The following is a 25,755-nucleotide window of genomic DNA, read 5'->3' on the forward strand; positions in this document are numbered from 1 at the left end:
CCATGAGCCACACTTCTGCCGAATCTGTCACTAAAACCGGAGCAGCAGCCGAGGAAGCCACCGAGCAGTACTTCACGCTGTGGACGGTCTTCAAGCGCTCCGCCGACGTCCTGCGCAGCGGCGACGCGGCCGAAGATTTTGAGGCGCTCCTGGCCCGCCTGGCGGAGGACGGCGTCGTCCACCGCGGCAGCTACGACGTCTCCGCCATGCGCGCGGACGCCGACGTGATGGTCTGGCTGCACGGCCCGCGGGCCGAGGCGCTGCAGCGCGCCGTCCGCGATATCCGCCGCAGCAAGCTCTTCACCGGAACCGAGATTGCCTGGTCCGCGATGGGCGTGCACCGGGAGGCGGAGTTCGCCAAGAACCACACCCCGGCCTTCTCCCGCGGCGTGGAACCGGCCGAATGGCTCTGCGTCTACCCCTTCGTCCGCTCCTACGAGTGGTACCTGCTGCCGGACGCCGAACGCGGAAAGATGCTCCGCGACCACGGCCTGCTGGGCCGCGACTTCCCCCAGGTCATCTCCAACACCGTGTCCTCCTTCGCCCTCGGCGACTGGGAGTGGATCCTGGGCCTGGAAGCCCCCGAGCTGGTGGACCTGGTGGACCTGATGCGCCACCTGCGCGCCACCGAAGCCCGCCACCACGTGCGCGAAGAAGTCCCCTTCTACACCGGCCGCCGCGTCAGCGCCGCCGAGATTGCCGAGGTCCTCGCATGAGCCCGCTGGAACCGCAGGAATCCCCGGAGCTGACCGCCGTGAACCCGGTCACCGAGGCCGGCCGGATGGCCCCCAAGGACTACGACGCCGTGCTGCTGGCCTCCTTCGGCGGCCCCGAGGGCCAGGACGACGTCATCCCCTTCCTGCGCAACGTCACACGCGGCCGCGACATCCCGGACGAGCGGCTGGAGGAGGTCTCGCACCACTACCGCGCCAACGGCGGCATCAGCCCGATCAACGAGCAGAACCGCCAGCTCAAGGCCTCGATGGAGGCGGAGTTCGCCGCCCGCGGCATCAACCTGCCGATCTTCTGGGGCAACCGCAACTGGGACCCCTACATCCCGCAGACCCTCCAGGAGATCTACGACGCCGGGCACCGCAAGGTGCTGATGATCACCACCAGCGCCTACTCCTGCTACTCCAGCTGCCGCCAGTACCGCGAGGACATCGGCCTGGCCCTGACCGAGACCGGCCTGGACGGCAAACTCGAAGTGGACAAGGTCCGGCAGTACTTCGACCACCCCGGCTTCGTCGAACCGTTCATCGAAGGCACCGCGGCCGGCCTCGCCGACGTCCGCGCGCAGCTGGCCGCCGCAGGCACCCCGGACGCCCCGGTGCACATCCTCTTCGCGACCCACTCGATTCCGACCCGCGACGCCGAGGCCGCCGGCCGGTCCGAGGGCGAGCCGCGGCAGTTCGAGCAGGACTCCGCCTACGTGGCCCAGCACCTGGCCACCGGCACCGAAGTCATCCGCCGGGTCGAAGCCGACACCGGCCTCACCGCCCCGTGGTCCCTGGTCTACCAGTCCCGCTCAGGCGCCCCGCACGTGCCGTGGCTGGAACCGGACATCAACGATGCGATCGAGGAGCTCGCCGGCCAGGGCGTCAAGGGCGTCGTGATCGTACCGCTCGGCTTCGTCAGCGACCACATGGAAGTCGTCTGGGACCTCGACACCGAAGCCCTGGAAACCTGCGCCGAACTCGGCCTGGCCGCCACCCGCGTCCCGACGCCCGGGACGCACCGGAAGTTCGTCGCCGGCATCGTGGACCTGATCAGCGAGCGGACCGCCGCGAACAACATCGCCGACCGGCCGCACCTGACCAAACTCGGCCCCTGGTACGACGTCTGCCGGCCCGGCTGCTGCGCGAACTTCCGCGGCGAGAAGCCCACCATCGCCGGCGCGGACACCACCGTCGGGACGGGGCACGACCCCTATCCCGCCGCCGGCGCGCCCGCCACTGCGGCAGCCCCGGCAGCTGGGCAGGCCACGCCGTGACCGTACGGATCGGCACCCGGGCCAGCAAGCTCGCCCTCACCCAGACCCGGCAGACCGCGGACCAGCTCGCCGCCGTCGGAGGGCTCCCCGTGGAGCTCGTCCACGTCCGCACCGACGGCGACGTCCTGACCGGGTCCCTGTCCCAGATGGGCGGCACCGGCGTGTTCGTCGCGGCCCTGCGCGATGCGCTCCTGCGGGACGCCTGCGACGTCGCGGTGCATTCGCTCAAGGACCTGCCCACCGGACCGGCCCTCGGGCTGAGCCTGGCCGCGACCCCGAAGCGCGTGGACGTCCGGGACGTGCTCTGCGCCCGGGACGGGCTCAAGCTCGCCGACCTGCCGGCCGGCGCCACGGTGGGGACCGGCTCGCCCCGCCGCGCCGCCCAGCTGCGGGCCGCCCGGCCCGACCTGGACATCCGCGACATCCGCGGCAACGTCGACACCCGGCTCGGCCGGGTGCCGGGGCTGCCGGGGAACAGCACCGAGGTGTACGTCGAGGGCAAATCCTGCGACCTCGACGCCGTCGTGCTCGCCGCCGCCGGGCTGCACCGGATCGGCCGGCTGGACGCCGTGAGCGAGTACCTGGACACCGACGTGATGCTGCCCGCGGCCGGGCAGGGCTCGCTGGCGATCGAATGCCGCACCGCCGATGCCCCCCGCAAGGCCGGTTCCACCGAGGGCTCGCAGGGCGTGCTCGCGCAGGCCCTCGCCGCCCTGGACGACCCGGACACCCGCCTCGCCATCACCGCCGAACGGGCCCTGCTGGCCCGGCTGGAGGCCGGCTGCGCCGCGCCGGTGGGCGCCTACGCCTACCGGAAAAGCAGCATGCTGCACCTCGAGGCGGTGGTCTGTGCCGTCGACGGCACCGCCACGGTCCGGGACAAGAAGGCCACCGACGGGCTGACCGAAGTCGGCGCGACGCTGCTGGGCATCGAGCTGGCCGAGGCGCTGCTGGCCGCCGGAGCAGCCGACATCGCCGACCTGGCCGCCTCCTGAACCGGACGGATCCACACCCGATGGGACGCCGCAGCGCTGGCTTCCGCCCGGACCCGGACACCGGGGCGGAGGGACTGGCCGGCGCCCGCGTGCTGGTCACCCGCAGCCCGGACCGGGCCGGAGCGCTGGTGTCCGCGCTCCGCGCCGCCGGCGCGGAGCCGCTGCTGCTGCCGCTCATCGACTTCGAAGCCGCCCCGGACCAGCACTCCCTCGATGTCGCCTTCGATGCGCTCGGCGCCGGCGCCTACACCTGGCTGGTGGTCAGCAGCGTCACCACGGTCCAGGTCCTGGCCGCCAAGGCCGCCGAACGCGGCGCCGCCCTGAGCGCCTGGCTGCCGGGCAGCCTGCAGGTGGCAGCCGTCGGCCCCGCCACGCGGCGGGCGCTGGAGCGCCTGGACGTCGCCGTCGACCTTGCCCCCGCCGGACAACACTCCGGCGCCGGGCTGCTGGACGTCTGGCCCGCCGGCCGCGGGACAGTGCTGCTGCCGCAGGCCGACATCGCCGACCCCCGGCTGCGCCGCGGGCTGGCCGCCAGCGGCGCCGCGGTGCAGGCCGTTACCGCCTACCGGACCGTCGACTACCCCGCGGACCCGCGGCGCAGCCTGGACCCGGGCGCATCCGTGGGCGCCGCAGCGGAAGCAGGCGCGGCCGTGCTGAGCTTCGCAGAGGCCAAGTCCGCGCTCGACGCCGGAACCCTGGCCGCCGTCGTCGCCGCCTCACCCAGCGCTGCGCGCCGGGTCCACGCCGGCCTGGCCCCCCTGGGCGGCTGCCGCCTCGTCGCGATCGGACGCTCGACGGCGGCCGAGGCGCACGCCCTCGGGCTGCAGGTCGCCGCCGTCGCCCCGGAGCCCACCGCCTCCGGGCTCGTCGCCGCTGTCACCGAGGCCCTGGCGCCGGCCCGCCACGAACCCCTTCCCGACCCCGAGCAGATTGAGGATCAGCCATGAGCTTCCCGACCCACCGCCCCCGCAGGCTCCGCACCACCCCCGCAATGCGCCGGCTGACGGCAGAGTACCGGCTGGACCCGGCAGAACTCATCCTGCCGGCCTTCATCCGCGAGGGTCTCACCGAACCGAATCCGATCGCCTCGATGCCCGGGGTGCAGCAGCACACCACCGAGTCGCTGAAACGTGCCGCCGCCGAGGCCGTGGAGCTGGGCGTGGGCGGCATTATGCTCTTCGGCATCCCCGCCGAACGGGATGCCCGCGGCACCGCGTCGCTGGATCCCGACGGGGTGCTGAACAAGGCCATCCGCGACGTGAAGGCCGAGGTCGGCGACGACCTCGTCATCATGAGCGACGTCTGCCTCGATGAGTTCACCGACCACGGCCACTGCGGCGTGCTGGACGCTCACGGCTACGTCGACAACGACTCCACCCTGGAGATCTACGGGCAGATGGCCGTGGCCCAGGCCGAGGCCGGCGCACACGTCCTCGGCCCCTCCGGCATGATGGACGGCCAGATCGCCGTCATCCGGCAGGCCCTGGAGCAGGCGGGACACGCCAACACCGCCGTCGTGGCCTACGCCGCCAAGTACGCCTCCGCCTTCTACGGCCCGTTCCGCGAAGCCGTCGACTCCCAGCTCACCGGGGACCGGCGCACCTACCAGATGGATGCCGCGAACCGCCGCGAAGCGATCCTTGAAGTGGAACTGGACCTTGAAGAAGGCGCCGACATGGTCATGGTGAAGCCCGCCATGAGCTACCTGGACATCCTGGCCGACGTCGCCGCGATGAGCCCGGTGCCGGTCGCCGCCTACCAGATCTCCGGGGAGTACTCGATGATCGAGGCCGCCGCCGCGAACGGCTGGATCGACCGCCGTGCAGCCATCACCGAGTCCGTGCTGGGGATCAAGCGGGCCGGCGCCAACATGGTCCTGACCTACTGGGCGAGCGAACTCGCAGGCTGGTTGAGGGAATCCCGGTGAGCGCCGCCGTCGCGCCCGATCCCGCGACCGGGGCGAACCCCACCGCCCCGGTCGGCCCGGACACCATGCTGCTGGGCCTGAACACCTTCGGCGACGTCGGCGTGTTCCCGGACGGGCACCCCGTCCCGCACGCCCAGGTGCTCCGGCAGCTGCTCGAACAGGCCGAACTCGCCGATGAGGTCGGACTGCATGCCTTCGGGGTGGGGGAGCACCACCGCCGTGACTTCGCCGTCTCCGCGCCGGAAGTGTTCCTCGCCGCCGCCGCGGCGCGGACCCGGAACATCCGCCTCGGCTCCGCCGTGACGGTGCTGAGCTCCGATGACCCGATCCGGGTCTTCCAGCGGTTCGCCACCGTCGACGCCATCTCCAACGGCCGGGCCGAGGTCATGCTGGGCCGCGGCTCCTTCGTGGAGTCGTTCCCGCTGTTCGGCCTGGACCTGTCCGACTATGAGGTCCTCTTCGAAGAGAAGCTCGAACTCTTCGACAAGGTCCGCGCGCAGAAGCCGGTCAAGTGGGAGGGCCGGACCCGCCGGCCGATCAACGGCCTCAGCGTCTACCCGCCCCTGGAGCACCACCTGCTGCCGGCCTGGATCGGCGTCGGGGGCACCCCCGAGTCGGTGCTGCGCTGCGCGGAGTACGGCTACCCGATCATCTTCGCGATCATCGGCGGCCAGCCGCGGTCCTTCGGACCGCTGGCGGACCTCTACCGCGAGGCCATGGCCAAGTACGGGCACGCGATGCAGCAGGTCGCCACGCATTCGCCCGGCCACGTCGCCGCCACGGACGAGGAAGCGAGGGAGGAGTTCTTCCCGCACTGGCTCGGCCAGCGCAACCAGATCGGGGCCGAACGGGGATGGGGTCCGGGCAGCCGGGCCGAGTTCGATTACCTGTGCGCCCCCGAGGGAGCGCTCTACGTCGGCTCGCCGGAGACCGTCGCGGCCAAGATCGCCCTGCTCAAGGACACCCTGGGCGCGGACCGCTTCGACCTCAAGTACAGCAACGGCACGCTCCCGCACGCGGCGATGATGCGCTCGATCGAACTGTTCGGCACCGAGGTGGCGCCCCGCGTCGCCGCCCTGCTGGCCGGCCGCGGCGCCGGCACCCCGCAAGCACTGAAAGAATAGGAACCATGACTTCCAGCCACCCCCGCAACGAGGAACTCTTCGACCGCGCCCGCCGGCTGATGCCCGGCGGCGTCAACTCACCGGTCCGGGCCTTCGGCTCCGTGGGCGGGACGCCCCGCTTCATGGTCTCCGCCAAAGGCGCCTACCTGACCGACGCCGACGGCGCCGAGTACGTCGATCTGGTCTGCTCCTGGGGCCCGGCCCTGCTGGGCCACGCCCACCCGGAGGTCCTCGCGGCGGTCCACGCCGCCGTCGACCGCGGGCTGTCCTTTGGCGCCTCCACCCCGGACGAGGCCAACCTCGCCGCGATCGTGCAGGAACGCGTGCCGGCGGCCGAGCGGGTCCGGATGGTCTCCACCGGCACGGAGGCGACCATGACCGCGATCCGGCTGGCCCGCGGCTACACCGGCCGGAACCTCGTGATCAAGTTCGCCGGCTGCTACCACGGCCACCTGGACGGCCTGCTCGCTGCCGCCGGTTCCGGGCTCGCCACGCTCGCACTGCCGGGCTCCGCCGGCGTCACCGCCGCGACCGCCGCCGAGACCCTGGTGCTGCCCTACAACGACCTGGCCGCCGTCGAGGCCGCCTTCGCCAAGCACGGCGACAGCATCGCCGCCGTCATCACCGAGGCAGCCCCCGCCAACATGGGCGTGGTCACCCCGGGCGAGGGCTTCAACGCCGGCCTGGCCCGGATCACCCGCGAACACGGCGCCCTGCTGATCCTCGACGAGGTCCTCACCGGGTTCCGCACCGGCTACTCCGGCTACTGGGGCCTCACCGGCGGCGCCGCCGACGCTGCCGAACCGTGGGCCCCGGACCTGCTCACCTTCGGCAAGGTGATCGGCGGCGGCATGCCGACGGCGGCCCTCGGCGGCCGCGCCGAGGTCATGGACTACCTCGCCCCGACCGGCCCGGTGTACCAGGCCGGGACCCTCTCCGGGAACCCGGTCGCGATGGCCGCCGGCGTCGCCACCCTGACGCACGCCACGCCCGAGGTGTACTCGTTCGTCGACGCCCGGTCGCTGGAGCTCTCCGGCGCACTGTCCTCGGCACTGGACGCCGCCGGTGTGGACCACTCCATCCAGCGCGCCGGCAACCTGTTCTCCGTCGCCTTCGGCACCTCGGCCCGCGGCGTCCACAACTACGACGACGCGCAGGGCCAGGAAGTCTTCCGGTACGCGCCGTTCTTCCACTCCATGCTCGACTCGGGGGTGTACCTGCCGCCGTCGGTATTTGAGGCCTGGTTCCTCTCCGCCGCGCACGACGACGCCGCGATGAACCGGATCTTCGACGCCCTTCCGGCCGCAGCGAAGGCCGCCGCCGAAGCCAGGGGCTAGTTCGCCGCCGGCGCGGATCCCTCTCCGGGGAGCCGCGCCGGGGCCGTTAAACACTTTCGGCACCCGCCGCAGCGGGTGCCGAAAGTGTTTAAGCGTTGTCCGGACTAGAAGGCCGGGGTCACGTCGCCGTTGGGCCATTCCTTCTCGATGAAGGCCTTGACCTCGGGGGAGTGCAGCAGCTCGTCAAGCTTCTTGATCCGCACGTCATCCTTCGAATCTTCGCGCCAGGCCAGGAAGTTGGCGTACGGGTTGTTCTCCACCGACTCGACGGCGAGGGCATTCTTGGTGCTCAGCCCCGCCTTGAGGATGAAGTTGCCGTTGATCAGGGCCAGGTCCACGGAGGGGTCCTTCAGGTCGTTGATCAGCAGTTCCGGCTGGTTCTCCGAGAACTTGAGTTTCTTCGGGTTCTGCTCATCGCTGATCGTCAGCACCGAGGTGTCGTCCTTGATGTCCTTGAGCAGGCCGGCCACCTGGAGGACCTTGAGGGCGCGGACCTGGTTGGACGGATCATTCGTGATGGCGACCTTGGCGCCGTCCTTGATGTCCTTGATGTCCTTGACCTTTTCGGAGAACGCGGCGTACGGCTCGATGTGCACACCCTCGCCGTGGCCGAACTTGTAGCCCTTGGTCTTGACCTGGTCCTCGAACCAGGGCAGGTGCTGGTAGAAGTTGGCGTCGAGGGAACCGTCGCTCAGCGCCGTGTTGGGCGTCTGGTAATCCTCGATCTCCTTGATCTCCAGCTTCAGCCCGGCCTTGGGGGCGAGCTCCTGGTTGATGAACTCAAGGATCTTGGCGTGCGGGACGGGGCTCGCACCGACCGTCAGGGTGGCGGGCTTGGCCGGGTCGAGGGTCGTGACCTGGGCGCTGGGGGTGGACGAACCACCGCAAGCCGTCAGCGCCAGGGCAGTGACAATGCCGGTGGCCAGGAGGGTGAGTGACTTACGCATTGGATGCGTTCCTTTCAAAATAGGCGGAAGTCCACGGCAGTGCCGTGGTCCGCGCAGATGCAGGGGGCGGCTACCCGCTGCAAGGCTGGGGATGGCCGGTCAGCGGTGGTCGAGGCCGCGGGAGATCCGCTCCCCGACAAGCTGGATGACCTGGACGAGGACGACGATCAGGACGATGGTGACGATCATGACCGTGACGTCGAATCGCTGGAAGCCGTAGTTGTAGGCGAGCTTTCCGAGGCCGCCGCCGCCGACCAGGCCGGCCATCGCGGAGTAGCCCACCAGGGTCACCACCGTGGTGGTGGTGGCCGCGACGAGGGCCGGCAGGGATTCGCGCAGCATCACCTTGCTGATGACCTGCATGTTGGTGGAACCCATCACTTGGGCGGCGTCGATCTTGCCGTGGTGCACATCGCGCAGGCAGGACTCCACGAGCCGGGCAAAGAACGGGATGGTGCCGATCGAGAGCGACACCGACGCCGCGACCGGACCCAGGCTCGTGCCGGTCAGGGCCCGGGCGAGCGGAATCAGCGCCACCATGAGGATGGCGAACGGGATGGACCGGGTGATGTTGACGACGACGTCGCTGAGGATCCGGTTGGTGACCGGCATCGGCCGCAGTCCGCCCGGGGCGGTCACGTGCAGGAAGACGCCCAGCGGCAGGCCGATCAGCACGGTGAAGAAGGCGGAGATGCCCACCATCTGCAGGGTCTCCACGATTGCCTCGGGGAGAGCGCGGGCCAGGACGGGGTTGCTGAAGATGTCGTTCATGAGGTGGCTCCTTGGTCCGCCGGGGCGGCGTCGGCTGCCACGCGCTTGGCGTTGATGCCGCGTCCGTGCAGGTACCGCAGCACGGCGTCGAAGTCGGCGTTCTCGGCCAGCTGGACACGCAGGTGGCCGAACTGCTGGCCGCCGAGGGTCTCGACACTGCCGGCGAGGACGTTGAGGTCGATGTCGAAGTGCCGGGCCACGCCGGTCAGGACGGGTTCCTTGGCGCTGTCACCGGAGAACAGGATTTCCAGGACCGGCCCGCGCTGCAGCGCACCGTGGAGAGGTTCCGACGGCGGCAAGGGAAGCAACGCGCGGGCGAGCTTGCTGTCGAGCTCTCCGGCCACGTCCTGCAGGGCGCCGTGTTCGATGATGCGCCCCCGGGAGAGCAGCGACACCGAATCGCAGACGCGCTTCACGACGTTCATTTCGTGGGTGATGATCAGCACGGTCAGCTGCAGGCGCTGGGTCAGGTCCCGGATGAGGTCCAGGATTTCGTCCGTGGTGGCGGGGTCGAGGGCGGAGGTCGGCTCATCGCACAGGAGGACCTCGGGATCCGAGGCGAGGGCCCGGGCGATCCCGACGCGCTGGCGCTGGCCGCCGGAGAGCTGGGACGGGTAGGCATTCTCGAAGCCCTCCAGGCCGACGAGCTTCAGGAGCTCGGCCACCCGGGTGCGGATCTTCTCCTTCGGGGTCCGGACCAGCTCCAGCGGATGCGCCACGTTGCCGGCAGCCGTCCGGGAGTCCATCAGGTTCGCGTGCTGGAAGACCATGCCGATGCGCCGCCGCGCAGCACGGATCTCCGAATCCCGGACGGAACTGAGCTCAGTGCCGTCGATGCTGACGGAACCGGAGGTCGGGCGGTCCAGCAGGGTCAGGCAGCGCACCAGCGTCGACTTTCCGGCGCCGGAGTGGCCGATGATGCCGTGGACCGAGCCCTTGGGCACGGAAAGGGTGACGCCGTCGAGCGCCACGACTTCCTTTTTGCCCTGCCGGTAGACCTTGCGCAGGTCGGTAACTGTGATCATTTATCCCTTGGCGGTTGGGTTTCGGGCGCGCCATAACACGCGGCCTCTGCTGAACTAAATTATGTCAGCGGCGCGATTTGGCAGCCACTTGCGCATAAAGTTCACCCGCAACGGCGAAATACTTCGCAAAATTCTGTACCGTGCGTCCAGAGCCCGGCAGGGCGGCGGGAGAGCGCCGTAGGGCGGAATCGGCGACGGCAGCGGTGCAGGTCCGGGCGGCGCGTGCCGCCTGTGATCTCCGTCCCAGCGGGCCCCGCAGGGCCCCGTCTAAGGGCTAGAAGCCGCCGCGGCTGGCGTCCTCGGGCGGCAGGACAGGCCAGTCGCCCTCAATCACTGCGGCCGGCTTGGTCTTGCGCAGATAGCCCTGGAAGTCCGTGGCCTGGGCCGAGGCCCACTCAACCTGGAGCTGGTGCAGGTGGCCGGCCGGCATCCGCAGCTTGGGAAACTTACCAGCCATGGCGTCCAGCATCCGCAGGGTCGCCAGCGCGTCCGCTGCCGAGGTGTGGGCGTTGTCCAGGCTGACCCCGTACTCCTCGCAGAGCGCGGTCAGGGTGCGCTTGCCCTTGCGGTACCGGTCCACCTGCTTGTTCATGATGTAGGGGTCCAGCACGGGGAACCGGCTCAGTTGCGGCACGCCGTACCGTGCCGACTCGGCTGCAAGGACGGTGAAGTCGTAGCTGGCGTTGAAGGCGATGACCGGCACGCCGGTGTCGAAGAGCTCCTGGAGGACGGCGGCCAGCTCCCGGACGACCTCCGCGGCCGGGCGGCCCTCACTGCGGGCGCGCTCGGTGGTGACGCCGTGCACCTCACTGGCCTCGGCGGGAATTTCCATGCCCGGATCGGCCACCCACTCGTGTTCCTTGATGACGGCGCCGTTGGCGTCCACCACGGTGACCGAAGCCGTCACGATCCGGGCCGCGCGGGAGTTCCGGCCGGTGGTCTCAAGATCAAAGGCTGCGCGGGGGAGGGTGTGCCAGGTGCTCATGCTTTAACGCTACCGGCTGCCACCGACGGTTTTGGGACCCCCGGCCCGGCACGGCGGCCACCGCGCCCCGGTACCCTTAACCCATGCGGACGGAGTATGTGGAGGCGGTGCTGGAGCTTGCCGCCATGGTGCCGCCGGGCACCGCCGTCGCGTACGGGGATGTCTCCGAACTCCTCGGCGCCGGAGGCCCGCGGCAGGTCGGGGCGGTCATGAGCCACCACGGCAGCTCCGTCCCGTGGTGGCGGATCCTCAAGGCCAACGGAGAGGCCCCGCCGGGCCACGAACGCGACGCCCTGGCCCGCTACCTTGCCGAGGGCACACCGCTGCTGGGCCGCTTCGAGGACTACCAGCGCACCGGCGAAGGCCGCTGGCGGGTGGACCTGGTGACGGCACGCTGGGCGCCGACCGAGCCGGAGTTCGAGCGGATCGATGCCCTGGCCGAACGCCTCGAACGGGAGTTGCATAAGTTGTCGGTCCCCAATGATGAAATGTCCGTGTGAGTAGCCCCGACCCAGCATCCGCAACCCCAGCAGTCCCGACATCAGCAGACCCAGCACCCGCGTCCCCGGCATCCGCCGCCCCGGTCTCCCCGATTGCGCCAGGCCCCGGCTTGCGGCTGCTGCCGCCCCGGACGCTGCACGGCTCCGCCCCGGTGCTCTCGCCGGACCAGCTGGCGGTCGTCGACGTCGCCCACGGTTCCGGGCCGGTCCTGGTCCCGGGGGCGCCGGGGACCGGGAAGTCGACGGTGCTGGTCGAGGCCGCCGTCCGCCGTGCGCAGCGCGACGGCCTGGATCCGGGACGGATGCTCATCCTCGCGCCCGGCCGGCTCGCCGCCGACGCCCTGCGCGACCGCTTCACTGCACGGCTGGACCGCAGCCTGAGCACGACGCCGGCGCGCACCTGGGCGTCGTACGCGTTCGACCTGATCCGGCGGGCCAAGGCCGAGGGCATCCTGCCGCTGGCCCGGGCCCCGAAGCTGCTGTCGGGCCCCGAACAGGACCTGATCATCAAGGAACTCCTCGAAGGGCACGCCAGTCCCGGGCTGGAACTGCCCTGGCCCGCGGACCTCGACGCCGCCCTGCAGACCCGGGGCTTCCGGCAGGAGGTGCGCCAGCTGTTCGACCGCATCATCGAATCCGGGCGCACCGCCGAAGACCTCGCCGCCCTCGCGCAGCGTTGCGGACGTCCCGACTGGACGGCCGCGGCCGCGCTGTACGCCGAATACCGTGACGTCCTGGACCTGCGCATGCCCGAATCCTTCGACCCGGCCGGGATCATCACGGCCGCGCGGCAGATCTTCCAGGACGCCCCGGACTTCCTGGCCGCGGAACGGGACCGGCTGCAGCTGGTCCTGGTCGATGACATCCAGGAAGCGAACCCGGCGGTCTTCGAACTCCTCGCCGACATCGCCGCCGGCAAGGACGCCGTCGTCACGTCCTCCCCGGACACCGTGGTCCAGGGATTCCGCGGCGCGCGGCCGGACCTCGTCGCGGAACTGCCCCGGCTGCTCGCCCCCGCCGGCGGCACCGTCCTGGAACTGCCGCTGTGGACCGCCCACCGCCACGCGCCCGCCGTGGCCGAGGCCTGGCAGAGAGTCGCCGGGCGCATTTCGCTTCGAGCCGGCGGCACCTCGGCCCGCCGACTCGAACCCCCGCAGCCCTCCGGCACCCAGCCTCCGGCCGCCGGGGCGGTGGAGGCCCACCTGCTGCCATCACCGGTCCACGAACTGCGGTATGTGGCCCAGCGGATCCTCGAAGCCCAGCTCAACGACGGCCGGGACCTGGGCGACATCGCCGTGATCGTGCGCAACGGCGGACAGCTCAGCCAGGTCCAGCGCCACCTCGCCGGCCAGGGCATCCCGGTGCGGATCCCGGTCGCCGAATCCGCGGTTCGGGACGAAGTGGCGGTCCGCCCGCTGCTGGACGCCTACGCGGTGGCGCTGGATCCCGCCGCGCTCACCCCCGAGGCCGCGGTCTCGCTCCTGACCTCACGGATCGGCGGGGCAACGTCGATCGAGCTCCGCCGGCTGCGCCAGTCGCTGCGGCGCGAAGAACTGCTCGGCGGCGGCGGCCGCTCCAGCGACGCGCTCCTCGTCGAGGCGCTGCTGGAGCCCGGCGCGCTGGCGACACTGGGCATCGAGGGCCACGCGGCGCGCCGTGTCGCCCGGATGATCAAGGCCGGGCGGGAAGCGGCGGAGGCGCCCGGCGGCAACGCCGAAACCGTGCTCTGGGCGCTGTGGCACGCCACCGGACTGGCCGGCCGCTGGACCGAGGCCGCACTGGCCGGCGGGGCAGCGGGGGCCCGGGCGGACCGGGACCTGGACGCCATGATGGCGCTGTTCCACACCGCCGAACGGTACGTGGACCAGCTGCCCGGCTCCGGCCCGGAGCAATTCCTCGAATACCTGCTCAGCCAGGAACTGCCGATGGACACGCTCGCGGCCCGGGCCCAGCTGGAGGACGCGGTGGAGCTGATGACGCCGGCCAGCGCGGCCGGCCGCGAGTGGCCGGTCGTGATCGTGCCCGGCCTGCAGGAAGGCGTCTGGCCCAACACCCGGCTCCGGGGCGAACTGCTCGGCAGCACCCTGTTCGCGGACGCCGTCGAACACGGCGTCGAGTACGCATTGCAGCTGGACCCGCTGAGCCGGCTGCGCGAAATCCGCTACGACGAACTGCGCAGCTTCTCCACGGCCGTCTCCCGCGCCCAGGAGGTGCTGATCTGCACCGCCGTGTCCTCCGAAGACGACCAGCCCTCCTCCTTCCTGGACTACGTCGCGCCGCTGCACCCGGACCAGGACCGGCGGCCCTACACCGCGGTGGAGCGGCCGCTGACGCTGCGAGCCCTCGTGGCCGAGCTGCGCCAGTACGCCCAGCTCGACGGCGGAACCGCCGAAGCGGCCGAGGCCACCGCCGTGCTCGGTGCCCTGGCCGCTGCCGAGCCGCCGGTTCCCGGGGCCCACCCCGACACCTGGTGGGGACTGGCGCCGCTGTCCTCGACCGACCCCGTGGTCCCGCCGGGCGGGACGGTCTTCGTTTCGCCCTCCAAGGTCGAGACGGTACAGAAGTCGCCACTGGACTGGTTCGTCCAGGCCGCCGGCGGCGAGGCCGCCACGGACTTTGCCCGCAGCCTTGGAACTCTCGTGCATGCCATCGCTCAGGATCTTCCGGACGCCTCCGGCAGCGAATACGTCGCCGAACTGGCAAAACGCTGGCCGACGCTGGGCATGAAGGACAACTGGGAAGGCAAGCTGGATTTCCAGCGCGCGGAGGCCATGGTGCGCAAGCTCGCCCAGTACGTGCTGGTCATGCGCAGCGAAGGGCGCAGCCTGCTCGGCGTGGAGCAGGATTTCGAGGTGAAGCTGGCCGATGTGGACCCGCCGGCCGTCTCCGGGGATGACCCCTGGCCGGCGCGCCCGGCGGTGCTGCGCGGCCAGGTGGACCGGCTGGAGATCGACGCTGAGGGGCGGCTGGTGATCGTGGACCTCAAAACCGGCAAGCGCCAGCCCGGCAAGGCGGAGCTGGAACGCCACCCCCAGCTGGGCGCCTACCAGGCCGCCGTCCTGGCCGGCGGCTTTTCCGGCGACGACGACGGCCCGCCGCCCCGGCCCGGCGGGGCGGTGCTGGCCCAGCTCGGCACCGGGACCAAGAGCCCGGGCGTACAGAGCCAGCCGCCGCTGGGCCCGGAGGCGAACTGGGCCCTGGAGATGGTCCAGGACGCGGCCCGCGTCATGGCGGGCAGCACCTTTGAGAGCCGCCACGACCCGGCCAAGGGCGGCCACGGCGGCCACGGCTGCCGGCTGCCGGAAGTCTGTCCGCTCTGCGCACGGGGAAAGCAGGTCACCGAATGAACAGCACCACCGCCACCGAGGGCGCGCCCCCGGCCGGTCTCCGGCCGGACGGGCTGCCGGAGCCGCGGTTCAGCCCGGCCGAACTGTCGGCCATGCTGGGGGAGAAGAACACCCCCACGACGGAGCAGGCCCAGATCATCGCCTCGCCGCTGTCGCCCCGGCTGGTGATCGCCGGGGCAGGCTCCGGCAAGACTGCCACCATGGCCGACCGGGTCGTGTGGCTGGTCGCGAACGGCTGGGTCCGGCCGGAGGAAGTCCTCGGCGTGACCTTCACCCGGAAAGCCGCCGGCGAGCTGGCCACCCGGATCCGGGCCAAGCTCGCAGCGCTGGACCGGATCGCCGCGGCCGACACCGCGCACGGGATCTTCCCCGCCGGGCTGCTCAGCACCGACGCGCTGGAACCGAAAGTCTCCACCTACCATTCGTACGCCAGCGGCATCGTCTCCGACTACGGCCTCCGGCTCGGCGTGGAACGCGACGTCGTGCTCCTTGGCGGCGCCCAGTCCTTCCAGCTCGCGAGCGAGGTGGTGGAGGCCTTCGACGGCGACTACGAGCACTTCCGGTCCGCCAAATCGACCCTGGTCAAGGCCGTCATCCAGCTCGCGGGGGAGTGCGCCGAACACCTGCAGGACCCCGCCGCGGTGCGCGGCTGGCTGCTGGACCGGGTGGCCGAATTCGAGGCGCTTCCCTACCTCGCCACGGCCAAAAAGAACCCCAGCCAGGCCGCCGCAGACCTCGCCGCCCTGCTGCGCACGCGCGCCAGCGTCGCGGACATGGTGGGCCGCTACGCGGAGGCCAAACGGGCCAGGGGTGCCCTCGACTTCGGTGACCTGGTGGCCCTGGCCGCCCGGGTCGCCAGCGAGATCCCGGTCGCGGCGCAGACCGAACGCCAACGCTACAAGGTCGTCCTGCTGGACGAGTTCCAGGACACGTCCCACGCCCAGCTGGTGCTGTTCTCCCGGCTCTTCGGCGGCGGCCACGCCGTCACCGCCGTGGGTGACCCGAACCAGTCCATCTACGGCTTCCGCGGCGCCTCGGCGGGCCAGTTGTTCCACTTCGTCCGGGAGTTCCCCGTACGGGTCGACGACGCAGCCGCCGACGGCGAAGCGCGGCTCGCGGTCGCGCCGACGTCGTACCTGACCACTGCCTGGCGCAACGGCCGCAACATCCTCGACGCCGCCAATGTCATCTCCGCTCCGCTCAACAAGGCCGCCGGAGGGGCCGCGGGAGCCCGCGACAGCGCCGGGAGCGTGGAGGTCCCGCCGCTGCAGCCCAGCCCGGCCGCGGTGCAGGGCCGGGTCGTGATGGGACGCTTCGGCACCGACGAGGACGAGGCTGCGGCGATCGCCGCCGACGTGCTGAAGTTCCGCCGCACCGATTTCGACGCCGGCGCGGTGGAGAACCCCGAACCGCCGGCCATGGCCGTGTTGTGCCGCAGGCGCGCGCAGATGGAATGCATCCGCCGCGAATTCGAGGCCAAGGGCATCCCGTACGAAATCGTCGGCCTTGGCGGCCTGCTCGACACCCCGGAAATCGTTGACCTGGTGGCAACCCTCCGGGTTCTGGCCGATCCGGGCCGGTCGGACTCCCTGATGCGCCTGCTGGCCGGTGCCCGGTGGCGGATCGGGCCCGCAGACCTGATGGCCTTCCGGGACTGGTCCGCCTTCCTCGCCCGCCGCCGCGGCCGCCCCGGCGCCCTGGACCTGCAGTCGCCGGACGATGCCTCACCGGAGGACGCCGGGCCGCTCATCGAAGGTGACCTGACCGACGCCGCGAGCCTGGTCGAGGCACTGGACTGGCTGCCTCGGCCCGACTGGACCTCAGCGCACGGGCGCCGGCTGAGCGCGCCGGCGCTGGAGCGTCTGCAGCGGCTCTCCGCCGAGCTGCGGCAGCTGCGCAGCTTCATGGGTGATGACCTGGGCACCCTCCTGGGCGAGGTGGAACGCGCCATGCTCCTGGACATTGAAGTCGCGGCCCGCCCCGGCATCAGCATCCATCAGGCCCGGCGCAACCTCGACGCCTTCCAGGATGCCGCCGCGGGCTTCCTGCACACCTCGCAGCGGGTCGACGTCCTCGCGTTCCTGGCCTGGCTGGAAGCAGCCGCGGCCGAGGAGAACGGCCTCGACGCAGCCGCAGCCGAGGTCAACCACGAGGCCGTCCAACTTCTGACCGTGCATGCCTCCAAGGGCCTGGAATGGGACGTGGTGTTCGTGCCGGGCCTCAACGCGGGCGCCTTCCCGTCCAGCCGGGATTCGCGGTGGAGCAGCGGTTCCGCGGCGCTGCCCTGGCCGCTGCGCGGGGACCGCCATGACCTGCCCCAGTGGGATCTGGACCACCCGGACCAAAAGGGCTGGCTCGACGCCGAGAAGGAGTTCAAATCCGCGGTCCAGGTGCACGGCGAAGCCGAGGAACGGCGGCTCGCCTACGTGGCCTACACCCGGGCCAAGCACGTGCTCTGGGTCTCCAGCGCCGCCTGGGTCGGCTCCCGGGCCGGCCTGGCCGAAATGTCACCGTTCCTGGCCGAGCTGGAGTCGCTGACCGCATCCGGAGCGGCGGAGATCCACCCGCGATCGGTCGCGGAGGAGGCCCTGCCGGAAGAGAGTCCGCTGACCTCCGAGCTGGAGCTAGCGCTCTGGCCCTACGACCCCCTGGAGGGCCCGGTGCACCCGCACACCGGGACCCGGCTGAGGCTCGTCCCCGGCCGGCGCGCCGCCATGGATGCGGCGGCGGCGCGGGTGCGCGAACGGCTGGAACAAGCCGGCCCACCGGCGCTGCCCTCCCCGGGCGCGGCGCCTTCGGCGCCACGGCCGGGAACCCTGCGCGGTCCGGCGGCCGGCTGGGCGCAGGAAGCTGCGAGGCTGCTGGAACGGCGTTCGCGGCGCTCCGCGGTCCAGGATGTTCACCTTCCCGGGCACATCTCCGCGTCCACCCTGGTGGACCTCGACGACGACGCGGCCGGCGTCGTGGCCCGGCTGCGGCGGCCGGTGCCGCGCGAACCGGGGATGTCCGCCCGCAAGGGCACGGCGTTCCATGCGTGGGTCGAGGAATACTTCGGGACCACCGGCATGCTCGACCTCGGTGACGCCCCCGGATCGGACGACCACATCGACGCGGCGTATGGCCTGGACGCCATGGTCGAGACCTTCCGTCAGTCCGAATGGGCGCACCGCGCGCCAGCCCACGTGGAGGTCCCGGTGGAGACCCGGATCGGCGACGTGGTGGTCCGCGGCAGGATCGATGCGGTGTTCCGCGACGCCGACGGCGGCTGGGACCTGGTGGACTGGAAGACCGGGCGCCGCCCTTCAGCAGGGCAGCTGGGAACCAAGTCCGTGCAGCTCGCCGTCTACCGCCTCGCCTGGTCCCGGCTCAAGGGCGTGCCGCTCGATCAGGTCCGGGCCGCGTTTTACTACGTGGCTGAGGACCAGGTGGTCCGTCCGCATGACCTGGGCTCCGCTGAACGGCTGGAGGCGATTGTCGCGGAAGCCCTGGGCCGGCCGGCGGGCTAGCGGCCGGCGCTGCCGCCGGGCGCGGGCACAACCGTCAGGGCCGTGGTCGCCGTATCGCGGTCCGCAGGAGTCCTGCCGCCGGCGTCGTCCGGGTTCCCGTCCGCCGCGGCGTCGTCCGTTGCGCTGTCGTCCGGTGCGCTGTCTTCCGGTGCTGCGCCCTCCGCGGCGTTGCCGGAGTCGGCGTTGCCGGAGCCGGGGGCACCGGACACGGGATTCGCGGGCGCATCGCCCGGCGCGGGCTCGCCGTCGTCGGGTGTGCTGTTTTCGGGCTCGACGGCGTCGGGCTTCCCGTCGGCCGGCCCCCCGCCGGTGGATCCGGTGGCGGCGGCCTCGTCGGACGGGATAGGGGTCACGTGGACCGCCGGGCGCATTTCGCCGGCGTCCGGCACGCTGGACGGAGCCTCGGCGTCGGGGCTGATGGGCTGGACGGTCACGGCGGGCTGCGGCAGGGGTTCGACGCTGATCGGCTGGCCGCCGTGCTCGGCGACGTCCGCTGCGAGCACTGCCAGCATCGACTCGGCCTCGCCGATCATCTCGGCGTCGTCGGCGGCCAGGCCCTTGACCAGGTACTGGGCCAGGGCAAACTCGGCGGACAATGCGGCACGGCGCAGCAGGTGGGCGTCCGGAGCGTCGCGGCGGCTGGAGCTGTAGTGGGCCAGGACCGCGTCTACGAAGTCCTGGTCATTGGATGCGACCAGCCAGGCCATGTCGTCGGCCGGATCCCCGATCCGCAGATCGGTCCAGCCGGTCACGGCCGTGACCCGGTCGCCGTCGACCAGCAGGTTGTCCTCGTGCAGGTCCCCGTGGACGACGCTGGGATTGAAGCGCCACAGGGACACGTCCTCAAGCGCGTGCTCCCAGCGCCGCAACAGCAGCGGCGGGATCTTTCCGGTGGTGGCGGCCTGGTCCAGCTCGTTGAGCCGGCGCTGGCGGAACTCGTTGGGCGTGTAGCTGGGCAGGTCCGCGTTGCTGACCAAGGCGTGCGGCAGGTCGTGGATGGCGGCCAAAGCGGCGCCGATCTCACGGGCCAGCGCGGCAGAGCCGGCGCCCAGATCCTCCACCGAGCGGGTGGCGCCGGACAGGTGCGAATACACGAAGGTGCTCAGGGTGCCCTGCCTGACCGTGCCGGCCACCGTCGGCATCAGGAAAGGAAGCTCGGCGCGGATCCCCGGGGTGAAGGCACGCAGCACAAGGAATTCGGTTTCGAGGCGGGTGCTGGCTTCGGCATGCCGGGGCGAACGCACCCGCCAGCGCTTGCCTTCGGAGTCCAGGAGAAGGGCGGAATCGAAGTCGGCCGGATCGTCGGGCGCAGAGCTCACGGCGGTCGGGGTCAGTCCGGGGACCGCCGCAGTTGCCACCGCTGCCAGTTCGATTGCTTTTCTTCTCACGCTTCCACGGTAGATTGAGCCGCGCCCAAGACGGCGATGCACCACGGCGAGTCTGAAAGTTCGGCCCGAATTAGCGCCCGGCGGCCGCCGCACCGGCAGCGGCCGCCCGGCCCGCTAAATGTCATTTGTCCGTGGGGGTCGGTACGGTGGGTACATGAGTCTTGCGGAGTCACCGGAGCCCGGGTCGGGGCAAATTATTGGACAAAACCCGCGCGCAGGTCAGGCGGCCAACCACCTGCGGGAAACCGTCCTCCCGGTCCGCCCGGCGTTGATCGACCGCGGCTCCGCCGCCCGGCTGCAACCCGGCATGCTGGCGGACCTGTTGCGTTCCGGCGGCGCGAGTGCCATGGTCCTCTCCCGGCGGGAGGCGCTGGTCAGCGGCAACGGACTGGTCTTCCTGGACGCGACCGCCCTCGCAGCGCGCCTCAAGGGCACCGCGTACGAGCCCGAGCACGTCATCTACCTCGGCACCGGCCTGCCCGGAACGGGCGCCGCCGAAGGCACCCGGTTTGTCCTGTTCGTCCTGCCGGAGCAGTTCGAGGTCCACGCCGAGCCGTTCGAGCAGCATGTCGAGGGTATCCCTGCGGGAGCGCGGTGGGCCGGCTTCCGTGAAGTGGCCGGGCAGTTGGACGCCACGGACACCGCCCTGTTCATCGAGGCCAGCGCGATTGCCAACTGGCACGCCACGCACACCCACTGCCCGCGCTGCGGCGCCGCCACTGTCCCGGAAGCCGGAGGCTGGGTGCGGCGTTGCCCCGCCGACAACTCCGAACACTACCCGCGCACCGATCCGGCGATCATTGTCACCGTGGTGGGACCGGACGACCGGTTGCTGCTGGGCGGCGGTGGCCCGCTCGATGCCAGGAATTACTCGACGCTCGCCGGCTTCGTCGAACCCGGCGAGTCCCTCGAGCAGGCAGTCGTCCGTGAAATCGGCGAGGAAGTGGGGGTCAAGGTCACCGCCTCCCAGTACCTCGGTTCGCAGTCGTGGCCCTTCCCGGCCTCACTCATGCTCGGTTTCACCGCCGTGACCCCGGACACCGAGGCCAAGCCTGACGGCGTCGAGGTCACCCGGGCACGGTGGTTCAGCCGCACCGAACTGCAGGAAGCCGTGCTGAGCGGCGAAATCGTCATCTCCAGCAGGCTCTCGATTGCCCGCGCCCTGATCGAACACTGGTACGGGGGCACCATCGAGGACCGTCCCGACAGTCCCTGAGCGCACCGCTGCCCCGGGCGCCCGCCGCGGCGCACCTCCCGCCCACCCGCTAACGACTGAGCAGCAGAAGTGAACACAGACATTTTCCAGACCAGCGCCTTCCCGACCGGACCCTCCCAGGACGGCCCGGGACCAGCCGCGACCCCGGCACCGGACGACCGCTCACTTGAGGAGCGCGTCCTCGGCGGCCTGGACGCCGAGCAGCGCGAGGTGGCCAGCACCCTCAACGGTCCCATGTGTGTGCTCGCCGGCGCCGGGACCGGCAAGACCCGCGCCATCACGCACCGCATCGCCTACGGCGTGCACTCCGGCGTCTACAGCCCGCAGCGGCTGCTGGCGGTCACCTTCACCGCCCGTGCCGCGGCCGAAATGCGCAGCCGGCTCCGGGACCTGGGCGTCGGCAACGTCCAGGCCCGCACCTTCCACGCCGCCGCGCTGCGCCAGCTGCAGTTCTTCTGGCCGCAGGCCATCGGCGGGGCGCTGCCGAACCTGCTGGACCACAAGGCCCAGATGATCGCCGAGGCGGCCCGGCGGCTGCGGCTGAGCACCGACCGGGCCTCCATCCGTGACCTCGCCTCCGAGATCGAATGGGCCAAGGTGTCCATGCTGACGCCCGCGAACTACCTGGAGAAGGCCCAGGGGCGCGGCACCCCCGGCGGCTTCGACCTGACCGCCGTCGCGCGGGTCTTCCAGTCCTATGAGGACGTCAAGACCGACCGCAACGTCATCGACTTCGAAGACGTCCTGCTGATCACCGTCGGCATCCTGCAGGAGGACCCCAAGGTCGCGGCGACCGTCCGGGAGCAGTACCGGCACTTCGTGGTCGACGAATACCAGGACGTCTCGCCGTTGCAGCAGCGGCTGCTTGAACTGTGGCTGGGCGGCCGGGACGATCTCTGCGTCGTCGGCGATGCGAGCCAGACGATCTACTCCTTCACCGGGGCATCGCCCAAGCACCTGCTCGGCTTCAAGGCGCAGTACCCGGACGCGACCGTGGTCAAGCTGGTCCGCGACTACCGCTCCACCCCGCAGGTGGTGAAGCTGGCCAACGAACTGCTGGCCGGCCGGCGCAGCGGCGGCCCCGCCGCCGACGCCGCCTGGGCCACCCCGCTGCAGCTCGTGGCACAGCGCCCGGCCGGGCCGGCGCCGCAGTTCACCGAATGTTCCGATGACGAGGCGGAGGCCGCCACGGTGGCCGTCAGGATCCGCACCCTGCTCGACGCCGGCACGCCCGCAAGCCAGATCGCGGTGCTGTTCCGCACCAACGGCCAGTCCGAGGCCTACGAACAGGCCCTCGCTGCGGCCGGCATCGGCTACCAGCTGCGCGGCGGCGAACGCTTCTTTGCCCGCAAGGAGGTCCGGGACGCGATCCTGCAGCTGCGGGCGGCCACCCGGGCCGCCGCGGAAACCGAAGCGCCCGAACCCCTCGGCCAGCTGGTCCGGGACATCGTCTCCTCGCTCGGCTACACCGACAAGGCCCCGCACAGCGGCGGGGCCCTGCGCGAACGCTGGGAATCGCTCGCTGCCCTGGTAGCCCTCGCCGACGAGCTGGTGGCCAGCAGGGGAGCGCAGTTCAGCCTCGCCGACTTCGTCAACGAACTGCAGGAGCGGTCGCTGGCGCAGCACGCGCCCACCGTCCAGGGAGTCACCCTGGCCTCGCTGCACGCCGCCAAGGGCCTCGAATGGGAGGCGGTCTTCCTCGTCGGCCTGAGCGAGGGGCTGGTGCCGATCTCCTTTGCGGACACTCCCGAGGCTGTGGACGAGGAGCGCCGCCTGCTGTATGTCGGGATCACCCGTGCCAAGGAGTATCTCCACCTGTCCTGGTCCACGGCCCGGACCCCCGGCGGCCGGGCCAACCGCAAGCCCTCCCGCTTCCTGGACGGCTTGCGGCCGGACTCCGTGGCCGGCTCGTCCATCCGGGGCAAGGGCGCGGCGCCGCGCCGCAAGGCGGCCGTGCCGGCGTCGTGCCGGGTCTGCGGCAGCATGCTCTCCACTGGCGCGGAGCGCAAGGTCGGCCGCTGCAACCAGTGTCCGCCCACCTACGAGGAGCAAACCTTCGATGCGCTGCGGCAGTGGCGCAAGGAGACCGCCCTGGAGGCGGACGTCCCGGCCTTTGTGGTCTTCACGGACGCGACCCTGACGGCGATCGCCGAGGCCAGGCCGGGGACGCTGGAGGAACTGGCCAAGCTTCCCGGCGTCGGCGCCTCAAAGCTGGAGAAATACGGCGAGGACGTCCTCGCCGTCCTGGCCGGAAGCTCGGCCTCCTGATGGGCGCCGGCAGCGTCCCGCTGACGACGGCGGACGGGGCCCCGGTGGAGGTGCGCCGGTCGGCGCGCCGCCGCCGGACCGTGGCCGCGTTCTGGGAAAACGGCACCGCCGTGGTCGCCATCCCCGCGCACTTCAGCGGCGCGCAGGAGCGCGAATGGGTGGACCGGATGCTGGAGAAGCTCCGCCGGCAGGGGACCAGGCGCCGCGCCGGAGCCAGGAAGGGCCGGACCGACGCGGCGCTCGCGGCCCGGGCCGCCGAACTTTCCGCCACCTACCTCGGCGGACGGGCCGTTCCCGCGTCGGTCCGCTGGGTGACCAACCAGAACTCCCGGTGGGGCTCCGCGACGCCGTCGGAGGGGACCATCCGGCTCTCCCACAAGCTGCAGCAGATGCCGCAGTGGGTCATCGATTACGTGCTGCTCCATGAACTGGCGCACCTGCTGGTCGCAGCGCACAACGCCGCGTTCTGGCGGCTGCTGGCGGCCTATCCGGAGACCGAGCGTGCCAAGGCGTTCCTGGAAGGCGTTTCCTTCGCCACCGCACGCGGACTTGCGGCCGACAACAGCGACGCCGATGACGTCCTCGACGCCGGTGGCGACATGGACGCCGAGGCCGACGAGGCCGGGACCGCCGCCTGCTGAGGCCTCCACGCAGGAAGCACCGGCCCTGCGGGACACGCGAAAGCCCCGGCCGGATCGAAATCCTGCCGGGGCTTCCCGTTGTGTCCTGACGATACGCTCAGGCCTTGGGGCTGCCGTCCCCGTCCGTGTCGCCGGAGCCGTCCGCAGGCCCGCCGGCGGCGTCGCCGCTGTCCTCGCCGGCGTCCGGCGCCTCGGTGTCAAAGCCGCCACTGAGCAGCTTCTGCAGGGCGTCGTCCACCTCGGTATCGCTGGCCTCGGCGAGTTTGCGGCGTTCGCTGAAGCCCTTCGGGTCGTCCAGGTCCTCGGCTGTGGGCAGCAGGTCGGGGTGCTGCCAGATCGCATCCCGGCCCTCCACCCCGCGTTCCTCCTTGAGCTGGGCCCAGAGGGTGGCGGCCTCCCGCAACCTCCGCGGCCGAAGCTCCAGCCCCACCAGGGAAGAAAACGCGTGCTCGGCCGGACCGCCGGTGGCACGGCGCCGCCTGACGGTCTCCCGCAGGGCCCCGGCGGAGGGCAGCAGGTTCGCGGTGGCGGCAGCGGTGAGTTCATCGACCCACCCTTCCACCAGGGCCAGCGCGGTTTCGAGCTTTTCGAGGGCCTGTTCCTGGGCGGGGGTGCGCTGCGGCATGAAGACCCCTTGGGACAGGGCCTCCTGGATGCCCTCGGGGTTGCTGGGGTCCAGGTCCCGGGCCAGCTCCTCGATCTTGGAGGTATCGATGTGGATTCCGCGGGCGTAGGCTTCGATCGCGCCCAGCAGGTGGCCCCGCAGCCAGGGCACCTGCACGAAGAGGCGGGCGTGGGCGGCCTCGCGCACGGCGAGGAAGAGCCGGATGTCGTTTTCCGGCAGGCTCAGGCCCTCGCCGAATTTGGCCACGTTGGCCGGCAACAGCGCCATCTCGAGATCGGCGAGCGGGACACCGATGTCCGTGGAGCTGACAACTTCGGCCGACAGGGCGCCGATCGCCTGGCCCAGCTGCATGCCGAAGATCGCGCCGCCCATGTTTTGCAGCATCGAGGAGGCGCCGCCCATCATCGCCTTCATCTCTTCCGGCATCTGCTCGGTCATGGCAGAGGACAGCGCGTTGGCGATGCTGTTGGCCACCGGCTCGGTCAGCCGCTTCCACGTTCCCAGGGTCTCCTCGACCCACTCGGCGCGGGACCAGGCCCGGCCGATCAGCCCGGTGGAAGGAAGCTCGGTGACCTGGTCCAGCCACAGCTCGGCAAGGCGCAGGGCTTCATCCACTTCGCGGGACTGCGCCGCGGTCACGGACGGGTCGGAACCGCTTGCGGCGACGCGGCGGGCGTTCTCGTGGGCCAGTTCCCAGTTGACCGGGCCCTCCGATGGCGCACTCATCATCGCCTGGACCTGGGAAAACATCTGGGCCAGCAGGTTCGGATCATCCGGCAGGCCGGCGGCCTTGGCCAGCTCCGCCGGATCGATGTCCCCCATGCCTTTGCCGCCCATGAGGTTCTGCAGCATTTCCGCCAGCGGGTCCTTGGGCTCGTCGTCCCCGTTGGACGGATTGAGTGGGTTAGAGGTCATGATCCCGCCGATCGTCGGTGTGACTGGTGCTCATCTTCACGCTACCGTCCGGCCGCGCCGCTGTCCTCCGAAATCCGGCTACGTTCGCTGTCGGCAAAGCGCCCCGGGGCGGCCGAACGCGTAGTGTTAGAGGCTGGATTAATTGCACGCTGCAGGCCGGGGTCCGGCGGCAGCCGCAGCGCCCCGGGCCGGCTCGTCCGGCCGGGGGCGCCCGGTATGGAGAGGTCTTGCATTGACGTTTACCC

At 71.2% G+C, this 25,755-nt stretch carries 19 protein-coding genes; 13 read left to right on the top strand and 6 right to left on the bottom strand.

From position 1 onward, the window contains the following. Nucleotides 1–2: 2 nt before the first annotated feature. The 7 genes from hemQ (at nt 3) to hemL (ending at nt 7,376) form a co-directional block, all read left to right on the top strand. Nucleotides 3–716: a hydrogen peroxide-dependent heme synthase gene (gene hemQ / locus ACTWLI_RS10700; RefSeq protein ID WP_445153843.1), complete on the top strand. Its 714-nt coding sequence runs from the start codon at nt 3–5 to the stop codon at nt 714–716. Continuing rightward, on the top strand, nt 713–1,993 hold the full coding sequence (locus ACTWLI_RS10705) for a ferrochelatase (protein ID WP_445153844.1): 1,281 nt from the start codon (nt 713–715) through the stop codon (nt 1,991–1,993). The genes hemQ and ACTWLI_RS10705 overlap by 4 nt, the downstream gene beginning before the upstream one ends. Further along, nucleotides 1,990–2,988 carry a hydroxymethylbilane synthase gene (gene hemC, locus ACTWLI_RS10710; protein WP_445153845.1) on the top strand — a complete coding sequence of 333 codons (999 nt, stop codon included), beginning with the start codon at nt 1,990–1,992 and terminating at the stop codon, nt 2,986–2,988. Before ACTWLI_RS10705 ends, hemC begins: the two co-directional genes overlap by 4 nt. A 20-nt stretch (nt 2,989–3,008) precedes the next feature. After that, complete coding sequence (locus tag ACTWLI_RS10715; RefSeq protein ID WP_445153846.1) at nt 3,009–3,935, top strand: uroporphyrinogen-III synthase; 927 nt, start codon at nt 3,009–3,011, stop codon at nt 3,933–3,935. Next, nucleotides 3,932–4,915 carry a porphobilinogen synthase gene (gene hemB / locus ACTWLI_RS10720; protein WP_445153847.1) on the top strand — a complete coding sequence of 328 codons (984 nt, stop codon included), beginning with the start codon at nt 3,932–3,934 and terminating at the stop codon, nt 4,913–4,915. Before ACTWLI_RS10715 ends, hemB begins: the two co-directional genes overlap by 4 nt. A 65-nt stretch (nt 4,916–4,980) precedes the next feature. After that, nucleotides 4,981–6,039, top strand: coding sequence for an LLM class flavin-dependent oxidoreductase (locus ACTWLI_RS10725; RefSeq protein ID WP_445156161.1), 1,059 nt, complete (start codon nt 4,981–4,983; stop codon nt 6,037–6,039). Nucleotides 6,040–6,044: 5 nt separating this feature from the next. Then, a complete protein-coding gene (gene hemL / locus ACTWLI_RS10730; RefSeq protein ID WP_445153848.1) occupies nt 6,045–7,376 on the top strand; it encodes a glutamate-1-semialdehyde 2,1-aminomutase in 1,332 nt (443 codons plus the stop codon). A gap of 104 nt (nt 7,377–7,480) precedes the next feature. Here hemL and ACTWLI_RS10735 read toward each other — a convergent pair whose 3' ends face one another. The 4 genes from ACTWLI_RS10735 to ACTWLI_RS10750 all read right to left on the bottom strand — a co-directional run bounded on the left by ACTWLI_RS10735 (nt 7,481) and on the right by ACTWLI_RS10750 (nt 11,104). After that, the gene (locus ACTWLI_RS10735) at nt 7,481–8,323 is read right to left on the bottom strand and encodes a MetQ/NlpA family ABC transporter substrate-binding protein (protein ID WP_445153849.1); all 843 of its coding nucleotides are present in this window, start codon (nt 8,321–8,323) and stop codon (nt 7,481–7,483) included. A gap of 99 nt (nt 8,324–8,422) precedes the next feature. Next, on the bottom strand, nt 8,423–9,094 hold the full coding sequence (locus ACTWLI_RS10740) for a methionine ABC transporter permease (RefSeq protein ID WP_445153850.1): 672 nt from the start codon (nt 9,092–9,094) through the stop codon (nt 8,423–8,425). Further along, on the bottom strand, nt 9,091–10,119 hold the full coding sequence (locus ACTWLI_RS10745) for a methionine ABC transporter ATP-binding protein (RefSeq protein ID WP_445153851.1): 1,029 nt from the start codon (nt 10,117–10,119) through the stop codon (nt 9,091–9,093). Before ACTWLI_RS10745 ends, ACTWLI_RS10740 begins: the two co-directional genes overlap by 4 nt. A 274-nt stretch (nt 10,120–10,393) precedes the next feature. Further along, nucleotides 10,394–11,104, bottom strand: a complete 711-nt coding sequence (locus ACTWLI_RS10750) for a 3'-5' exonuclease (RefSeq protein ID WP_445153852.1) — start codon at nt 11,102–11,104, stop codon at nt 10,394–10,396. 83 nt (nt 11,105–11,187) lie between these two features. On the opposite strand from ACTWLI_RS10750, the gene ACTWLI_RS10755 reads away from it, so the two are divergent. The 3 genes from ACTWLI_RS10755 to ACTWLI_RS10765 all read left to right on the top strand — a co-directional run bounded on the left by ACTWLI_RS10755 (nt 11,188) and on the right by ACTWLI_RS10765 (nt 18,457). After that, nucleotides 11,188–11,604, top strand: a complete 417-nt coding sequence (locus ACTWLI_RS10755) for an MGMT family protein (protein ID WP_445153853.1) — start codon at nt 11,188–11,190, stop codon at nt 11,602–11,604. A gap of 110 nt (nt 11,605–11,714) precedes the next feature. Beyond that, nucleotides 11,715–14,951 (top strand): ATP-dependent helicase, encoded by a 3,237-nt coding sequence (locus tag ACTWLI_RS10760; protein ID WP_445153854.1) that lies wholly within the window; start codon nt 11,715–11,717, stop codon nt 14,949–14,951. Next, the gene (locus ACTWLI_RS10765) at nt 14,948–18,457 is read left to right on the top strand and encodes an ATP-dependent helicase (protein WP_445153855.1); all 3,510 of its coding nucleotides are present in this window, start codon (nt 14,948–14,950) and stop codon (nt 18,455–18,457) included. Before ACTWLI_RS10760 ends, ACTWLI_RS10765 begins: the two co-directional genes overlap by 4 nt. On the opposite strand, the gene ACTWLI_RS10770 is transcribed toward ACTWLI_RS10765, so the two are convergent. Continuing rightward, the gene (locus ACTWLI_RS10770; RefSeq protein ID WP_445153856.1) at nt 18,454–19,845 is read right to left on the bottom strand and encodes a phosphotransferase; all 1,392 of its coding nucleotides are present in this window, start codon (nt 19,843–19,845) and stop codon (nt 18,454–18,456) included. The genes ACTWLI_RS10765 and ACTWLI_RS10770 overlap by 4 nt on opposite strands. Nucleotides 19,846–19,999: 154 nt before the next feature. Here ACTWLI_RS10770 and nudC point away from each other — a divergent pair, with 154 nt between their 5' ends. From nudC to ACTWLI_RS10785, 3 genes are all read left to right on the top strand, one after another. After that, nucleotides 20,000–21,061: an NAD(+) diphosphatase gene (gene nudC / locus ACTWLI_RS10775; RefSeq protein WP_445153857.1), complete on the top strand. Its 1,062-nt coding sequence runs from the start codon at nt 20,000–20,002 to the stop codon at nt 21,059–21,061. A gap of 189 nt (nt 21,062–21,250) precedes the next feature. Continuing rightward, a complete protein-coding gene (locus ACTWLI_RS10780; RefSeq protein WP_445156162.1) occupies nt 21,251–23,329 on the top strand; it encodes an ATP-dependent DNA helicase UvrD2 in 2,079 nt (692 codons plus the stop codon). Further along, entirely contained in the window at nt 23,329–23,970 is a 642-nt protein-coding gene (locus ACTWLI_RS10785) for a M48 metallopeptidase family protein (RefSeq protein WP_445153858.1), read from the top strand. The genes ACTWLI_RS10780 and ACTWLI_RS10785 overlap by 1 nt, the downstream gene beginning before the upstream one ends. Nucleotides 23,971–24,067: 97 nt before the next feature. On the opposite strand, the gene ACTWLI_RS10790 is transcribed toward ACTWLI_RS10785, so the two are convergent. Next, nucleotides 24,068–25,510, bottom strand: coding sequence for a zinc-dependent metalloprotease (locus ACTWLI_RS10790; RefSeq protein ID WP_445153859.1), 1,443 nt, complete (start codon nt 25,508–25,510; stop codon nt 24,068–24,070). Nucleotides 25,511–25,755: the final 245 nt, after the last annotated feature.

The organism is Arthrobacter sp. Hor0625 (assembly GCF_052567525.1).

Excerpts from the sequence above, each read along its gene's own strand:
- ACTWLI_RS10735 (WP_445153849.1), bottom strand. The coding sequence starts at position 8,323 with ATGCGTAAGTCACTCACCCTCCTGGCCACCGGCATTGTCACTGCCCTG.
- nudC (WP_445153857.1), top strand. The coding sequence starts at position 20,000 with ATGAGTCTTGCGGAGTCACCGGAGCCCGGGTCGGGGCAAATTATTGGA.
- ACTWLI_RS10750 (WP_445153852.1), bottom strand. The coding sequence starts at position 11,104 with ATGAGCACCTGGCACACCCTCCCCCGCGCAGCCTTTGATCTTGAGACC.
- ACTWLI_RS10725 (WP_445156161.1), top strand. The coding sequence starts at position 4,981 with ATGCTGCTGGGCCTGAACACCTTCGGCGACGTCGGCGTGTTCCCGGAC.
- ACTWLI_RS10705 (WP_445153844.1), top strand. The coding sequence starts at position 713 with ATGAGCCCGCTGGAACCGCAGGAATCCCCGGAGCTGACCGCCGTGAAC.
- hemQ (WP_445153843.1), top strand. The coding sequence starts at position 3 with ATGAGCCACACTTCTGCCGAATCTGTCACTAAAACCGGAGCAGCAGCC.
- ACTWLI_RS10785 (WP_445153858.1), top strand. The coding sequence starts at position 23,329 with ATGGGCGCCGGCAGCGTCCCGCTGACGACGGCGGACGGGGCCCCGGTG.
- ACTWLI_RS10715 (WP_445153846.1), top strand. The coding sequence starts at position 3,009 with ATGGGACGCCGCAGCGCTGGCTTCCGCCCGGACCCGGACACCGGGGCG.
- ACTWLI_RS10790 (WP_445153859.1), bottom strand. The coding sequence starts at position 25,510 with ATGACCTCTAACCCACTCAATCCGTCCAACGGGGACGACGAGCCCAAG.
- ACTWLI_RS10755 (WP_445153853.1), top strand. The coding sequence starts at position 11,188 with ATGCGGACGGAGTATGTGGAGGCGGTGCTGGAGCTTGCCGCCATGGTG.
- hemL (WP_445153848.1), top strand. The coding sequence starts at position 6,045 with ATGACTTCCAGCCACCCCCGCAACGAGGAACTCTTCGACCGCGCCCGC.
- ACTWLI_RS10765 (WP_445153855.1), top strand. The coding sequence starts at position 14,948 with ATGAACAGCACCACCGCCACCGAGGGCGCGCCCCCGGCCGGTCTCCGG.
- ACTWLI_RS10740 (WP_445153850.1), bottom strand. The coding sequence starts at position 9,094 with ATGAACGACATCTTCAGCAACCCCGTCCTGGCCCGCGCTCTCCCCGAG.
- ACTWLI_RS10745 (WP_445153851.1), bottom strand. The coding sequence starts at position 10,119 with ATGATCACAGTTACCGACCTGCGCAAGGTCTACCGGCAGGGCAAAAAG.
- hemB (WP_445153847.1), top strand. The coding sequence starts at position 3,932 with ATGAGCTTCCCGACCCACCGCCCCCGCAGGCTCCGCACCACCCCCGCA.